At 47.0% G+C, this 15,061-nt stretch carries 11 protein-coding genes and 1 pseudogene; 7 read left to right on the top strand and 5 right to left on the bottom strand.

Features of this window, described 5'->3' with window-relative positions:
• Positions 1-13: 13 nt before the first annotated feature.
• From QUB35_RS07720 to QUB35_RS07735, 4 genes and pseudogenes are all read left to right on the top strand, one after another.
• Positions 14-886, top strand: a complete 873-nt coding sequence (locus QUB35_RS07720; protein ID WP_172192852.1) for a ParA family protein — start codon at positions 14-16, stop codon at positions 884-886.
• Entirely contained in the window at positions 883-1,329 is a 447-nt protein-coding gene (locus QUB35_RS07725) for a hypothetical protein (protein WP_333140899.1), read from the top strand. Before QUB35_RS07720 ends, QUB35_RS07725 begins: the two co-directional genes overlap by 4 nt.
• Positions 1,330-1,397: 68 nt before the next feature.
• Positions 1,398-2,771, top strand: a complete 1,374-nt coding sequence (locus QUB35_RS07730; protein ID WP_333140901.1) for a DPP IV N-terminal domain-containing protein — start codon at positions 1,398-1,400, stop codon at positions 2,769-2,771.
• A gap of 259 nt (positions 2,772-3,030) precedes the next feature.
• Positions 3,031-4,691, top strand: a pseudogene (locus QUB35_RS07735) (IS1182 family transposase).
• A 313-nt stretch (positions 4,692-5,004) separates the two neighbouring features.
• Here the strand turns inward: QUB35_RS07735 and hpsL are convergent.
• A complete protein-coding gene (gene hpsL / locus QUB35_RS07740) occupies positions 5,005-6,669 on the bottom strand; it encodes a hormogonium polysaccharide biosynthesis protein HpsL (RefSeq protein ID WP_333140903.1) in 1,665 nt (554 codons plus the stop codon).
• Between the two features lie 111 nt (positions 6,670-6,780).
• Here hpsL and QUB35_RS07745 point away from each other — a divergent pair, with 111 nt between their 5' ends.
• Together QUB35_RS07745 and QUB35_RS07750 are read left to right on the top strand one after the other, a co-directional pair.
• Positions 6,781-6,906 carry a hypothetical protein gene (locus QUB35_RS07745; RefSeq protein ID WP_333140905.1) on the top strand — a complete coding sequence of 42 codons (126 nt, stop codon included), beginning with the start codon at positions 6,781-6,783 and terminating at the stop codon, positions 6,904-6,906.
• Positions 6,907-7,263: 357 nt separating this feature from the next.
• On the top strand, positions 7,264-7,965 hold the full coding sequence (locus QUB35_RS07750) for an alpha/beta hydrolase (protein WP_333140907.1): 702 nt from the start codon (positions 7,264-7,266) through the stop codon (positions 7,963-7,965).
• Between the two features lie 280 nt (positions 7,966-8,245).
• Here QUB35_RS07750 and QUB35_RS07755 read toward each other — a convergent pair whose 3' ends face one another.
• The 4 genes from QUB35_RS07755 to QUB35_RS07770 form a co-directional block, all read right to left on the bottom strand.
• Positions 8,246-9,142, bottom strand: a complete 897-nt coding sequence (locus tag QUB35_RS07755; protein ID WP_333140909.1) for a CoA-binding protein — start codon at positions 9,140-9,142, stop codon at positions 8,246-8,248.
• Between the two features lie 72 nt (positions 9,143-9,214).
• Positions 9,215-10,486 carry an RNA-guided endonuclease IscB gene (gene iscB / locus QUB35_RS07760; RefSeq protein WP_333140911.1) on the bottom strand — a complete coding sequence of 424 codons (1,272 nt, stop codon included), beginning with the start codon at positions 10,484-10,486 and terminating at the stop codon, positions 9,215-9,217.
• A 285-nt stretch (positions 10,487-10,771) separates the two neighbouring features.
• Positions 10,772-12,001: a succinate--CoA ligase subunit beta gene (locus QUB35_RS07765; protein ID WP_333140913.1), complete on the bottom strand. Its 1,230-nt coding sequence runs from the start codon at positions 11,999-12,001 to the stop codon at positions 10,772-10,774.
• 338 nt (positions 12,002-12,339) lie between these two features.
• Positions 12,340-13,857: a glycosyltransferase family 2 protein gene (locus QUB35_RS07770; protein WP_333140915.1), complete on the bottom strand. Its 1,518-nt coding sequence runs from the start codon at positions 13,855-13,857 to the stop codon at positions 12,340-12,342.
• Positions 13,858-14,103: 246 nt separating this feature from the next.
• On the opposite strand from QUB35_RS07770, the gene ebsA reads away from it, so the two are divergent.
• Entirely contained in the window at positions 14,104-14,478 is a 375-nt protein-coding gene (gene ebsA, locus QUB35_RS07775; protein WP_333140917.1) for a type IV pilus biogenesis protein EbsA, read from the top strand.
• Positions 14,479-15,061 lie beyond the last annotated feature (583 nt).

Here is a 15,061-nt window from a genome sequence, read left to right on the forward strand (position 1 = left end):
AACAAAGTCAGCCATGAGTCCTAAATCAATAGCCGTAATCAACTTCAAAGGCGGTGTCGGGAAGACTACCGTCACTTGGAGTCTGGGAAATATTATATCCCAAGGAACCGACTTAGAAGTCTTGATGTTAGACTTAGATCCGCAAATGTCGCTCACAGAGGCGATCGGACTTAACGAAAATACAGGTCATTTAGATGATAAGTTTGGTAAGTGGTACGAACAATCTCTCAAGCATAGACTTACAATTTACGACGCTCTAGAAGTCTTTAAAAAAGCCGGACAGAATTTTAAATTTCCCGTTGGTTTCGACACCATTTATCAGATTGACGAACAGTTGCATTTTGTCCCTTCAGTTGAAGAATTGTATTGGTTGGATATCGATGGATTTGAGGGGAAAAGTGTTAAAGACTTCATCCGCAGATTCATCGGCAAAATCGCCAACTCTGCCAATCTCCCCAAATACGACTTGATGCTTTTTGACTGTTCGCCTTCCTTCAGTCTCCTCACCTACAGCGTACTCTCTTGCTGCGACTTAATATTAATTCCCGTCAATCCCGATTATTTTGGTTCTAGGGGATTGAGTTTAGTTTTAAACTCGCTTCAGAAACGGATTGAGCCTTATCCGTTTCCCAAGATAGCAGTCTTTATGAATAAAGCTAAAACCTATGGAGGATTGCTGACAAATGAAGTTCAGTTTTACATGAGAGAAGTAAAGAGACTTTGCGATGAGATATCAAAAGATAATAACATAGAAGTTAGATTTTTAGAATCGACGATTCGCGAAAGCGTCGGGCTAAAACGGGCGATAAATGAGGGAGAACTGCCGCGAGAATTAGTTAGAGAATTTGAAAAACTATGGCGCGAGTGTGAGGAGTATCTGAAATGAGTAAAAAAGAAATTTTGGCGGCTTCCCAACAAGAAAGCGGGGGGTTGGTTGAGGAAATTGGCGAACTTAAGGAAATCTTGCGGGACGTTGCTCGAAAATTAACCCGGCTTGAGACTCAAGTCAAGCGGGGAGTGATTTCTGCTGGCTCAAAAACTTCGGATATTCCCACGGGTGCTGATGTTAATAAACCTGCTAATTTATCGGCTGCCAATGTTCTAGAAGTTTATGAAGAACTGCGTTTACAAGCTAAGAATGGTAATGAAGAAGAGGTGAGGCAAAAGTTGTTGGCAATGAGTGCAACTGACTTGAACTTGATGTGTTGCGAGTTAGGGATGCCGCCCAGCAGCAAGAATCCGTCTCGCAAAAAAATGTTCGAGCTAATTATTGGCAGAATTAAACAGAGTTTGAGGCTGTCGCGGCATATCGACAGACAAACACTTTGAAAATTAGCAGAGGAATCGATAAAATGCGTTTTAACTTGCATTTCCCCCTGGGATATGGAACAGGCAAGATGCCCGTTCCACAAAAGCTTGTTCCACAAGATTTTCAGTTGAGTGTGGGGAGTAGGGGTTGGGCATCTTGGCCGCCCCTGAAAAGCTTGTGGCAAATTCTGCAACTTTTCAGCTTCAATAAATTATGGCCGATAAGTGCGATCGGCATATTTTCACTAACACTCTTAATCAGCTTGTTTTTGAGCCTTCACAGCCCTCCCCCAACCGCAGCCCAAAAACCAAGGATACTAGCGTTTACCGCCCTCCAGATGCGTGGCAGCGAGAACAGATCCCCTTTATTTGCGGTCAATGCTACCAGTTGGGCTCGCCGCGAACTTACACCTAATATAGATGTTATCGCTCCCCTAGTGTGGTCGCCCAACGGCCAGCGACTGGCTTTCGTTGGCGGATACAGCGACATCTATACAGTCAATGCTGACGGTTCTCGACTAACTAAACAGTTTGCTGAGGCTGGTTGCAAAGCAGCTCATTTTGAAATAGCTTGGTTTTCCAACAGCCAGAAACTTGTTTTTGCCCGTTCTTGCAACGGTTTTACCTCTGATACTCCCGGCAGTGAGTCACTTTATATAAGCGACACTTCTGGCATTAAAGGAAGTAAATTAGTTCGGAATTGGGAAGTAGGAGGAGAGCCACCTAAAACAGAAATTTCATCGGAATTTTACCTTTCACCGGACGGCCAGCAGGTAGTATTTGTCAAGGATAAAAATATCTACAAAATGAATGCCGACGGTTCGGAAATGACCAAACTAACTAAAATTGCCGGCGAATATGTATCCGGCGGAAGTGAACTTGTTTGGTCGCCCGATCGCACAAAAATTGCTTTCCTGTTCGGCGCTTATCCGAAACAGCAAATTTACACAATTAATGCCGATGGGACCCACATCAAAAATTTGACAAACAACCCGCAAAATGAGGTTTACAACGTCAAACTATTTTGGTCGCCCGACAGCAGCCGCATTGCTTACTATTACAATAAACCCGGCGATTCATCAGGCGAACAGCAAGATATTTACCTGCTCGACATTAACCGGGGCACAGCAAAGAATCTCACCCAAAAACCCAGAAACTACGACGAATTTTCGTGGTCGCCGGATGGCAATTTTATTGCTTTCGTCACCGGAGAGTTCAACAATCAAAAACTCTACACAATCAAGGCTGACGGGAACCAGCTAAATCAACTCGCTCCTCGGCTAAAACCGTCGGGAATTTCAGAATTAGCTTGGTCTACAGACAGCCAGCAAATCGCTTTTATATTTAACGAAATCCAAGGAGACCAAAGCAACTTGTATGTAATTAATCGGGACGGTTCGGCCTTGACTAAATTGACAAACGACAAGGATTTGAATGCTAGCAATCCGGTTTGGCAACCGTAGTAAAGTTAAGAGCCACAATATGCTGTAGGGGTGGGTTTTAGCACAGATAAACCCAGAAGGGCGGGCTATATAGCAATCCTAAATGATTTGTGTAATTCTTGTAGGGGCAAAACCCACGCCCGGTTGCCCCGCCTTGACTGGGGTAGGCACTCTTAGCAGAGACTGTTGGCGAATGTCTAAGGGGTTTGACCCCTCACACCTTGCCGTCCTGAATAGCCAGAATGATGGTGTAATGAGACACCATATTAAATCATTTATTATGACTCTTCACCTCCGCGACTGGTCATCGATTCCAGAAATGACCGCTTCTATAGCACGAACCTCATTTCCCAAAGGAAACCCATATATGAAAATGCGCGATGAACTCGGAGTGTTGTACTGTGATAGTGACTTTGTAACCTTGTTTCGAGCCGACTGCGGTCAAAGTGCGTTATCACCTGGACAATTAGCATTAATCAGTGTCATGCAATTTGCCGAGGGATTGACTGACCGACAAGCAGCAGAAGCGGTCAGAAGTCGTATTGACTGGAAGTATGCTCTGGGATTAGAAATTACTGATAGCGGTTTTAATTATTCAGTTTTAAGTGAATGGAGAAGTCGGTTAATTGCTGCGGGACGTGAAAGTCAATTACTTGATAAAATGCTAGCACATTTTCAAGATAGGGGATGGCTCAAAGCCAGGGGTAAAGCCAGAACTGACTCCACCCATGTCATCGGAGCCATCCGTAAAATGAACCGCCTCGAATGCGTTGGAGAAACTTTACGTCATGCTTTAAATCAGTTAGCAACTGTTGCCGATGAATGGTTATTAACAGTAGTCAATCAGGATTGGTCTGAGCGTTATGGCACGAGATTTGAGCAATATCGCTTGCCGCAATCTGAAACTGAAAAACAAAGCTTGGTATTGACTATTGGCTGTGATGGTCATCACTTGTTGTCAGCTTTATATGATCCCTTGAGTCCTGAATGGTTGCGCTTTGTCTCTAAGCGGTAGAAATTTTACGCTGTGTCTGGATACAGCAATATGGGTGGTCGGGAGGCAAAGTTTATTGGCGAGAAGCTGATAATTTACCGCCCCACAAGCAGTTAATTACTTCCCCCTATGATACCGAAGCTCGCAATCGGACAAAAAGAGATACTAATTGGACAGGTTATACAGTACATCTTACAGAAACTTGCGATCGAGATTTGCCTCATTTAATTACCAATGTTGAAACGACACCCGCAACCATCGGAGATGTCGAAATGACTCATGTGATTCATCAAGCTTTAGCTGATAAACACCTGTTACCACAAGAACATATTGTCGATACTGCTTATGTTGATGCTCAACACTTGCTCACCAGCGAGACACAATTAGGTATTGAACTCCTTGGCCCTGTACCCTCTGACTCTAGTTGGCAAGAAAAAGCTAAGCTGGGCTTTGAGCTTTCTTGTTTTACCGTTGATTGGGAGCATCGCCATGCTACTTGTCCCCAAGGCCACATCAGCAAATCCTGGCATCAACGCTCGGATAACTATGGCAATCCGGTCATTCAAGTGCGCTTTCGTCGCCCCGATTGTGCTGGTTGTCCTGTTCGCTCTCAATGTACTCATTCGCCGGCACAGGCTCGTGTTCTGACTCTCAAACCTCAACCTCTTTACGAAGCTCTAGCCAAAGCTAGGGCTAGACAACATACCCAGGAGTTTAAACAGCGTTATGCCCTACGGGCTGGTGTTGAAAGCTCTCTGTCTCAAGGAATTCGTGTTTTTGGTTTGCGTAACGCTCGTTACATGGGTCTTGCCAAAACTCGTCTACAACATATTATGACTGCTGCTGCCATGAATCTGTCAAGAATGTGGGCATTTTGGCGCCACATTCCGATTGGCTTGACCCGTGTCTCTCGTTTTTCTGCTCTTTTTCCCTCTGCCTCATCATAGTTTTTTTCCATGATTATGGGATGTTTGGTTTCACCCTTTTTTAATTCGCCAACAGTCTCTTAGCACTACCGCTACATATTTTTACAACTGATGCGAGGATTGCTATATTGCAATACGCTTGGGTTAGTGTTAAAAAAACCGATCGTGCGTAGGTTGGGCGGAGTGGAACGAACCCTCCGTTTCACTCCGCCCAACATTTTCGCTACAATTTTCCACGGGCCCAAGCGTATTGGGCTATATTGGCATTACCCCGGAGCGAAAGCAGGTTACTGAACAAGAAAGAATCCACCAAACTCAACACTCAAAACTCTTCTCAAATTGGGGAAGATGCAATAATTTTTTTCTCATTTAATGCCTGGTGAACTTGCAATTCATTTGACTCAACTTCCTGATGTTTTTCATCCTGCACCTGTTTATCAATTTTGGGCAACTTTAAAATCGCCCCAGCTAAAACCCAATAATACACGGACACTGGATCTACATCCAGCGGATAGTATTGAGTATTGATCGTAATAAATGCAACAAACACCCAAAAACTAGCTCCGTAACTCCGCAAACTTTTGTCCTTGACTGATCGGTAAGCTCTAAAAGTTAGAAAAGCTAAGTGTAAAAGCATGATCTGAAAACTAATCATTCCCGGATAACCGAGTTCGTAGATTAACTTAGGTTGGAAAGTTTCAATTAGCTGCGTGGTACCAAATATTCGCGTTGAATTAGTCGCTCGTCCCACACCTTTACCGAGAGGTTTGTCAATGATAAAATTGTGGCTTTGCTCGAACTGATTAAAGAGAAACTGCTGGGGCGGTGCAGCATTCCAGCGACTAAGAAAACTCTCCCACCGCTGCTCGACAATTCCCGGGTTAATAGCTGCACCGACAAACAGCAGAATCGCCAGTCCTGCACCGATGGGAATAAATCGTTTTAAATTAACTAATTGACCGGTGAGAACTAGCAGGATTGCTGTAGCAAGGGGAACCATAACTAAAGCAGCTCTTTGACCGGAAATAACTGCATTGGCAAATACTAATGCCATGCCCAATAAACCGATAACTCGCCACCAGAATGAAGGATCGCAAAAGGCAGAGGCAAAGGTTAAAAAAGCATTAGAAATTAAAAACCAGGCCCACTGCCAAGGCGCGACAAAAGTTCCCGGCAAGCGGACCATCTTGACTTCTGGACTGAACACCAAAGAACCGCCGACAAAACATCTAGCTTGCAGCGTTGCTTTATATAATTCTGCTCCGGTCATTCCTCGGGTTCCGGCACACTTTCCACTTTGCAGCAACAGGTACTGAATCAAACCGAGAAGGCAGCAAACGATCGCCAAAACGATGTGCATTCGACTAAAAAATACCAAATCCTTCTTAGTGCGGAGCAGATAATAGGTACAAGCAATCAGCGGTATGTAACCTATCAATACTTTTAATCCGAGAATTCCTTGCAGAATTGGTTTGTCGCCCGCCCTAGGGTTGAGCTGCATCTCCCCGTTGACAAAAATTAAAGTCAGCATTGCCATCATCAACAGGATGCTGAAGGTAGAAAGCATTTGTTTGGGAATGAACATGGGCAACTGTTTCTTTTTGCAGCTTTGAATTAGGCCGATGAGGGCTGGTATGTAGAAAGCATCTTTGGCTACTTGAAATGCAGCATTCCCGCCGCCAACTGCGTAGGTAATTGTACCGCTGAAAGGCAGGTAAATTAGAAAAGTCCACAAAGCTTGACGGGGGTATTTGTAGGAAAGCAGCAAGATGGCTGCGGCGGCGCCTCCTGCAATAGCAATCTTAGGGCGGGCTACGAACAACAGGGGAATGCTGAGAGCAACGCTGACTAAGCAGCTTATGGCGATCGCCTGCACCAATTCATTGCGCTTTTGGGAAATTTTGCGTTTTTGTGCAGTTACTTCTTTTTTGCTGAGCGCTGTGGTTTTTTCGCTGTGATTGTGTTTGGATTTCTTGGATTTGCGCTTGGTTTTCAACATATAGCAGAAGCAAGAGGGAAGAAGGAAGAGGGAAGAGGGAAGAAGGAAGAGGGAAGAAGGAAGAAGGAAGTTCGGCAACGGATTATGTAACGGATGTAACGGATGTAACGGATGTCAGTCCGATGGAAGTCGGAAGAAGGAAGTCGGAAGAAGGAAGTCGGAAGAAGGAAGTCGGAAGAAGGAAGAAGGAAGAAGGAAGTCGGAAGAAGGAAGTCGGAAGAAGGAAGAGGGATTTAGTTGTCTAAGAGAGAAAGAAGAAGCAATCGAACCCTTATGTTTGTGCAATTAAGAAAGTCCTCCCCGTCAGGGCGGTTCCTAGAATTTTTATAAGGCACTTATGTAGAAGGCGGAAGACACTGTGATATAGAAGGCTGCAGATGTAGAAGGTAGAAGGCAGAAGGAATAGAAGCGAACAGATTTCTGCAGATGTGGTAACTTATTTTTAAAGTCAAGAACGAAAAAAAGTCTCGGTCGAGATGGTGGGTGTGACGCGGGCACAAATTACACGGGCGACATTGTAGAATATAACTGCTGCATCTATAATGTACAAAAATGTACAAATCTCGAAAAAATAATTTTAATCTAGCGGTGAATATGAAATTAACAAAATTTGTATCGATCGGCATTGCCCTACTTTTAGGAGCAAGCGGGAGCATATTATCTAGCAGCAGTAGAGCATTAGGGGCCGAAAAAGTTGTCCTCACATTTGGCCCGATCAGACAAGGCATCAATATCAGCGACTTAGAAGACTTTGCTAAAAACGGCACGACGACGCCAACCCTCCAACAAATTATCCGGTTCTCCAAAATGGACGCGCAAATGCTGCGGGGGTTCATGGGTTTAGAAATTGGTTTAAAGCCTGCTAATCTGGCGAGGGTAGTTTACAGCACTCCCGGAGAAAAAATCACTGACGACATCGGTCAAGCAATTCGGACTCAGCGCCGCACAGAAAGCGGGAAAGCTTTGCGGGCAGCGGTGATCCTGGCTGCCGGGGACGACGGTAAGGTATCGCTGCTGGAAATCCTGAAAAAGTATCCTCTTAACGAGGTTTACGTAGATGTTGCCAGCCTTCGCACCACTGTTGGGAAAGTTCAGAGTATAGCCGGAACTCTGCGAAGCCTGCTTGAAGATGTGACGCGATCGACAACTCGCACAACTGAAACAACTCCCACCGAAAGTCCGATCGAACCTCGCCGCAGCGTGCAGCCAACAACTCCGCCTCCAGCGCCGCGCCGCGCCGCCCCCTTGCCAGCACCCGCACCGCAGCCGGTGACGCCTGTCAGAGGGCTTTGGTAAAAAAATCATAAAAATGTCCTAAAGGCGGGTTGAAGCGGCTTTTGTGGCATTCTGCAGACACTTTTGAGATCAAATCGGTTAGCCTCGGAATAGTAAATCCGAGTTCACTGTTCACTGTTGACTGTTCACTGTTGACGGTTGACTGTTCACGGCGTCAACAGTCAACCGTCAACATCATGTATGAGTGTAACCGGAAATGATATGAGAGCAAACCCGCCCCCGCCCTACCCCTATCCCAACCCTCAAGAGGGTTAGGACTTTTGTGGAAACTCCAAAGCAATCAATTTTTCTTGAGCAATTTTTTGAGTAACTTAGGAATCTCTGAAGGTCGAGCCGCCACAGGTATGTCCGCCTCTTCAAAGGCAGCCATTTTGTTTGGGGCCGAAACTCCAAAGGCTTTCTGGGCAGCCGCGCGAGAACTGATCAGGATGCCGGCGTGGCCCAAAGACGGCCCCTTGGGAGCGTAGCGGCCGGCCAGATAAGCAACCACGGGTTTGTCGATCGCCGAGGCGATGTAAGAAGCAGCAGCTTGTTCACTCCACCCGCCAACTTCCCCGACCAAAACCATCGCTTCCGTACTGTCGTCTTCGTCCAAAATTTGCAGCCACTGCATAAAAGAAGAACCGACAATCGCGTCGCAGCCAATACAAACCGCCATCGACTGTCCCAACCCAGCCTCCGTCAGTTCTAGGGCAACTTCGTAAGTCAAAGTGCTGCTGCGGCTGATTACTCCCACCGGGCCGGGAGTGTAAAATTCCTTGGGGTGAGTTCCCAGCAGCAGTTTGTCGGGCACAATAATCCCCGGACTGTTGGGCCCGATTACCAAAGTTTCGGTGGCTTCTGCTTTTCTGACTAAGCGCACCATATCCAGAGGAGGCACTCCCCCAGTGACGATCGCGATTTGCCGAATTCCTCCGGCGATCGCTTCTAGAGCCGCATCCAGCACCGAGTAAGCGTCTACCAAAATTACCGCAGTGTCAACGTGACCCACTGCCGCCACTGCTTGTTCTACCAAATCAAAAATCGGAATTCCCTCCACTTCCTGCCCCCCCCGACCGGGACTGACACCGGCGACTACATTCGTGCCGTATGCTTTCATCATCAGGGCGGCGCGGGTGGACGCGGGAGATTCTGTAATGCCCTGTATTAGGACTTTGCTTTCAGGAGTTAAATTCATCTTTCTTCCCCCTTGGAGACTCCCGCTGTACCTGTACCCAGGTCACCGGCGAGAGGAAAAGGGGGGCCAGGTTTATGCTGCATACGAATAACCATCTTTTCTGTGAATAACTGAACAATATTTGTGGCTAATCCCTGACACTAATTCTGAGGCGGAAATATTGAATGAGCCACTGGTTCTTACGGCAACACGTCCAACGTATGTACCAATTTTCTTGCCAGAGGTTACAATCGCTTTGACAATATCTCCCGTTTGAAAACCTTTAACAAACTTAAACCGGGGAACATAGCGAGATGGAAAGCCGAATTTACCAGTGCGGCACCTTTGACGTGTCCCGTGACCAGTTGCTTTGATCGATAGTGGCTTGCTTGTTAAAATATTCAATGACTCAACCTTTCCGATACAAGCTGCATCTAGCCAATGAGTTTTAGGTAAATTTAATTGAATGCGGTTGAACTTCGTTAAGCCACCACTACCTGTAGAAACAGGCAAGCCAGTTGTACGGAGTCGATTAAATAATGTCCAACGAGTTGAGTTAACGGCTGCTGCGTCTTTTAACGGACGTTTTGCTTGAGATAGAATCCGCTTCAAAATCTCTGGCTTTTTAGACAATAATTGCTCAACATCTTGAGTACCTTTCTTTTTGTTGCAAGCATCGCAAGCAAGGCAAAGATTAGAAATGCCATTAGCTCCGCCTTTGGCTTTGGGATGAATGTGCTCGACTTGTAATGGTATATTTATTTCACCACAGTAAGCGCATTTTCTCTCCCATTTGTTCAACAAATACTCGCGGATCTCATAGCCATGCAAAACGCCTTGTTGGTACTCGATTCCAGAAATCTCTGGGTTTTCTAATTGCTGTAAGTCAAATCTGACAAGCTCTTGAGCAATAGAAGCAATGGGGGCGAGTTTCATCAATCTAGTCACCCATGTCAGTGTTGTTTCGACACGATGTTGCAAACTTGGTGCTAACCAACCTTTAGGGCGAGTCCTGTTTGAGAATCTAGCCCGACGATAGCGGGTATGGCGATTTCTCCTGACTCTACGCAATGAACGGCGAGACTCCAGACTGGCTTTAATAGCTTGTCCTCGCTGTGTTAGCTCTGCACCAAAGATTACGTTTTCTCCTTGTATTAACGCAATTCCAGTAGTTCGAGAGCCAGGATCTATTTTGAGAGTGATTGGTTTTTGCGGTACTGTTACCTCTACTTTCAAAATTAGCGTGAATGGATACCTTTTGAAGACAGCAGCTTTGCCATTAGTTAGCAATTTACGTGCCAATCCGGGGCGGATTGGATTGAGCGGTCGTTTTTTGGTATCAAGTACAAAAACCAAATTAGACATTTAAGTCCTCCCTTACGGGGTAATGTTTGCTTCGTCAATGTTTAAGGTCGGTAACTATCTTAAAAGCACTGGCTTAACCCTTACACCTGTTTAACTTTTAAGTTCTAGAGCGGAAGACTAGCACGCATCCTCCGGTAGGTACTTGAACGCTTACCTTAAACGTAGTGGGCGAACCACTTAGACTGGTCAACTAGGCTCTTTCTGTGCCCGCGCTGTCTCGGTACTCCGAGCAGCGCCGGGTGATTGACCTGTACAGAAATCTCGTTTTTTGCCGATCGACTGCCGCTACTTGGCGGAGGATACAGAAGCGGCCGCGGCCTCATCCAAAGTGCTAGCTAGCTGCACCGGCAACTGTCCCAAACGCTTTTTAACAGCATCAGCATCGATCTCTACCAGCCGCAGCACAACTTGGATGTGGCGGTTAGCGCGAGCTTTCCGTTCCAAATAGCCGGCTACTGCAGCGATTATTTCCTCGGTCTTGGAGGCGCTGCCCAAAATATTTACAAGTATCACCTTAACGCTTTTATCCTGAGCGACTAACTCCAGACCCAACTCCGCGCGATCGCGCAGGGCATTTGCTGCATAGTAGCGGTCTAGGGAACCAATATTCACAAAATTAGCTGGTTTTCCTCCTTGGTGGGTTACAGCATCTAAAGTTGCCATTGTCAGGCCCACTCCGTTGCACAAAATCGCGATATTCCCGTCTAGTTCGATTAATTGCAGGGATTCGGAATTCGAGATTGGGGATTTAAATTTGGGGTCAAACTCCGGCAAGTGCTGAACCTTGGACTGGGAATGGGAGCGATCGCCAGAGGCATGGGGACTTCTTCTTTCCCGTGCCAACCCGCTGCTTTGCCTCTTTCCCGATAGTGCGGCCAAATCTGGATGTCGTCCCAAGGCATCGTCGTTGGCGGTGACTTTACCGTCTAAAGCCATTACCTCTCCCCTTGGACTGATGCCGAGAGGATTGATTTCTACTAGGTCTAAATCTTTTTCGACAAACAGCCGGTACATTTTTTCGACAATGGTGCTCACCGATTGAATCAAGTCTCCCTGCAATCCCATTTTCAGCGCGAGACGCCTCGCGTAGAATGGGGAAAATTCTTGATCTACGGCAACTTGCTGCATTTGCTCGATCGACCCTTCGACATCCATACCTCCTTGGCTCGAACCCAGAAGCACCGGGCGGCGCGCTACGGGGTCTAGGAGTACCGCTAAGTACAATTCTTGGTCGGCGTTGTACTTTGCTTCTGCCAGCAGGACTTGGGGATATTCATCCTCGATCGGCAAATTAAAAATTGTTTGAGCGGCTGCTACTGCATCGATCGTATTTTCCACAAACTTGATACCGCCCGCCCGGCCCCGTCCCCCAGCCCGCACTTGCGATTTGAGTACAACGGGGTAAGGAATTTTCAGTCCTTTGAGGTCGGCGGGATTGTCAATCCGCTGCGACGGCAAAATCGGAATTGCCATCTGGCGAAATAAAGATTTAGCTTGGTACTCTAACAAATCCATTTATCAATTACGGGTGACGGGTAGTTGGCAACAAGCAATTCGTCCTAATTGGCAATTCATAATTAATAGATAGTAATTGGTTTTTTGTCAAGTTAAAAGTTAAAAATTCTCGCTTTTATCTTTTAATTTTAGACTTTTGTATTGCCGATTACTTATTCGCTATTACCGCTCGCCGATTACCTATTACCTAAGCTGTTTCAAAGTGTTTTTTTCTCGGAATTGCCAAATTTTACTCTTAGGCTCTGGCGGGGAGATATTTGGCGAGCGTTGGTGTTTTTTTGTCTCAGAAAATCTTCGGACGTTCGGCCATACTGTGCCGAGATATTTCTGCGAATTGTTTACTTGAGGCTATTAACAGCGCCTTGATGGACGGTTTTGACCCATTTGAGCCGCTTGGGCCGTACCGCAATCCGAGCCGTCACAGTCCCTACCAGCAGCCAGTGGAACATATACACAGTACCCCGCAGCGTTTGCAGCAAGGTGAGAAAAACTCGCCTTACGTCAAATTTGGTCTCTTTGCGAGTGCGGCGCAAACCGACAAACATTCCCACCACCGACAAGGTAAGGGTCATAAAAGTTATGGGACTGGCGATCGGCATCCGGCGCAGCGCAATTGACATCACAAAGTCGGGTAGGGCTACTGTGGGTAAGAAATATTGAGATACCCAAAATCCAAATAAATCCCAAGTTTTCCCAGTTCCCATGCGGTTCCGCCAAATTAGGCGCCAGTAGTCAAGATAACGCTGATAGCCACCTTCTGCCCAGCGATTGCGCTGATGCCACAGGGCGCGAGCGTTAGTGACTCCTTCTTCTGACACGGCTGGGAAAGGGAGAAATTCAATGTCCCATCGGTTTAGGTGCAGCCTCACCGTCAAATCCAGGTCGTCGGTAATCGTCTCCTCGTTCCAGCCTCCGCAGCTTTCCAAGGCAGTGCGGCGCATGAATTGGCCGTTACCGCGCAATTCTCCAATGCCGCCGATCGCAATCCGCTGCTGCTGGAAAAAACTGTCGAGAGCCATTTCTGCTTCTTGGCCACGAGTCCAAAAATTTACCGAAGCATTGGCGATGGCTTTTCTGACTTGCACAGCGCCTACCTTTTCTCCTTGGAACACTGGCAGCACCCGGCGCAGCAAATCCGGCGTTACCGTCGCGTCGGCGTCAAATATTCCGACAAATTCCCCGCGAGTCAGCGGCAACACTTGATTCAGGGCTCCCGACTTGCCGCCGCTGGCATTTGCTCCCCTGCGAAATACTTTGAGCTGGGGGTACTTTTTGGTTAGCTGTTCCAATACTAGCGGTGTGCCGTCGCTGCTGTGATCGTCGATCGCCCAAACTTCGTAGCGGTCGATCGGATAATCTACATTGCAGATGGATTCTACGAATCTGGCAATCACCGCTTCCTCATTTTTCGCTGCCACCAGCAGCGACACGTAAGGCCAATCCTCTCGACTTTCATCGGCAAGAGGTGGCAGTGCGGGCTTGGGTTCGGCAAACAAAACTCGAAATGCTTGCATCCACAGCAATCCCGTCAACCCCCACACTACCCACGCACCCCAAGAAATCAAGTGCAGGGCGATCGTGCCGGCCCAAATCGCAGTCAGCACTGCGGCGGCTTTTCCGCGCCGTCCCCGGTACAGATTTTGAGGAAAAGAGGGAGTTCCCGGCACAGACACCGCAACCGGGAGCTCTGCTTTTGTTTCCGCGTCAAACACCTTGTCGCCAATGTCTGGTATAGCAAATACTTTGCTGAGCTTCGAGTGCGAGGTCAAACTCTTGAGCTCTTCTTGAGCTAAATCAGAGATGTCTAAGTTAAGCTCGCTGCGAGCGTCGTTTTCTGGCCAAGAACTCTCCTGCATAGGTTACTTGATTCAACCACCAATAGTTTTTGATTTTAGATATAAGCATCTACTGTATCAGTTTCTGGGCTTTTGTCGAAAGCGGACGGGAGGACAACCAGCGGGTTAGGTGTTTGTACGGCCCTGGTAAACGGGTACTGCATAGAGTATTTGGGTTGACTTTTGCTTGCGATCGACCTGGAATATCTGCTAGTTTTTTCTGGGGATCTAAACTATCTGTTAGTAATAATTGTCTGAGGTGGAAATATGTCTATTCCTCAACTCAAGCCAGCCGACGACAAAGAAGTGAAAGTCTACGCGCCTTTCTGTCAAGAGCCCAGGCGCAAGTTTTTGCCGCACGCGATTGCGCTCTACAAGCTCAAAAGCTTGGAGGGAGCAAGAAAAATTGACGGCGGGGACAGCGTGCCGTTTGTCGCTAGTTGGAATATCTCGTCGCTGCCGATCGACTTAACCCGCTGTCGGGTGTTGTTTGACGGCAATGCTGAACTCAGCTACGAAGTGACTATGCAAAGCTCTGAGTTTGTTAGTTGCTTAATTGAGGTTCTCCTGACTTTTCAGCGAACTCGTACCGTCGATTTTTCTAAAACATTTTACCGCAAGCTGATGCGAATGGATGAATAACTTTCACCGCAGCCACACTCCCGAAAGTCGGCAATTGACAATCAAGCAATTTAATCCGGGGCCCCCGGATTGATTCGTGGATCTAGAAAAAAGCTCCTCGCTCCCGATCGCCAGCCCCCGGATTTATCAGTGGGGTTGCTTTCTTCAATCTAAAATCTAAAATCTAAAATCTAAAATCGATTGACGGGCGCTATAACTGGCGCACCAATAGTGTAACGCCACGACGGCAACATTACATGATTGGTGCGCCAGTCCTATTTGAGAAGTGGAAATAGTAAGGGAGTTGTTGGATCATTCTCAATAATCTTTGGGGATCAGCACTTATCCCCATTGCTAAAGTAAATCTACAGCAGTTTTCAGTTGAGCGTGATACAGATTTCGCGTAGGGATTCAGACAAAGCCTGAGTCCCTACCTGTATTTCATCCAATTGAAAACTGCTGTATTTGTTGTGGGACAAGCCCAAAAGCCTGTTTCGGACATTGGTGCTGTGCGAGTACGCGCGAGCGAAGCTATCGCCGTGAGGCGAATCGGGCCGTCCGATTTCGTTCAAATTTTGCGACTCGGTAGCTGAGAGGAAAGGGC

It is taken from the genome of Microcoleus sp. B13-B6, assembly GCF_036705405.1.
GTDB lineage: Bacteria > Cyanobacteriota > Cyanobacteriia > Cyanobacteriales > Microcoleaceae > Microcoleus.

What these genes read in the sequence shown, in the direction of transcription:
- ebsA (WP_333140917.1), top strand. Translation starts at nt 14,104, where the DNA reads ATGTCTATTCCTCAACTCAAGCCAGCCGACGACAAAGAAGTGAAAGTC.
- hpsL (WP_333140903.1), bottom strand. Translation starts at nt 6,669, where the DNA reads ATGTTGAAAACCAAGCGCAAATCCAAGAAATCCAAACACAATCACAGC.
- QUB35_RS07745 (WP_333140905.1), top strand. Translation starts at nt 6,781, where the DNA reads ATGTCAGTCCGATGGAAGTCGGAAGAAGGAAGTCGGAAGAAGGAAGTC.
- QUB35_RS07730 (WP_333140901.1), top strand. Translation starts at nt 1,398, where the DNA reads ATGCCCGTTCCACAAAAGCTTGTTCCACAAGATTTTCAGTTGAGTGTG.
- QUB35_RS07755 (WP_333140909.1), bottom strand. Translation starts at nt 9,142, where the DNA reads ATGAATTTAACTCCTGAAAGCAAAGTCCTAATACAGGGCATTACAGAA.
- QUB35_RS07765 (WP_333140913.1), bottom strand. Translation starts at nt 12,001, where the DNA reads ATGGATTTGTTAGAGTACCAAGCTAAATCTTTATTTCGCCAGATGGCA.
- QUB35_RS07770 (WP_333140915.1), bottom strand. Translation starts at nt 13,857, where the DNA reads ATGCAGGAGAGTTCTTGGCCAGAAAACGACGCTCGCAGCGAGCTTAAC.
- QUB35_RS07720 (WP_172192852.1), top strand. Translation starts at nt 14, where the DNA reads ATGAGTCCTAAATCAATAGCCGTAATCAACTTCAAAGGCGGTGTCGGG.
- QUB35_RS07750 (WP_333140907.1), top strand. Translation starts at nt 7,264, where the DNA reads ATGAAATTAACAAAATTTGTATCGATCGGCATTGCCCTACTTTTAGGA.
- QUB35_RS07725 (WP_333140899.1), top strand. Translation starts at nt 883, where the DNA reads ATGAGTAAAAAAGAAATTTTGGCGGCTTCCCAACAAGAAAGCGGGGGG.
- iscB (WP_333140911.1), bottom strand. Translation starts at nt 10,486, where the DNA reads ATGTCTAATTTGGTTTTTGTACTTGATACCAAAAAACGACCGCTCAAT.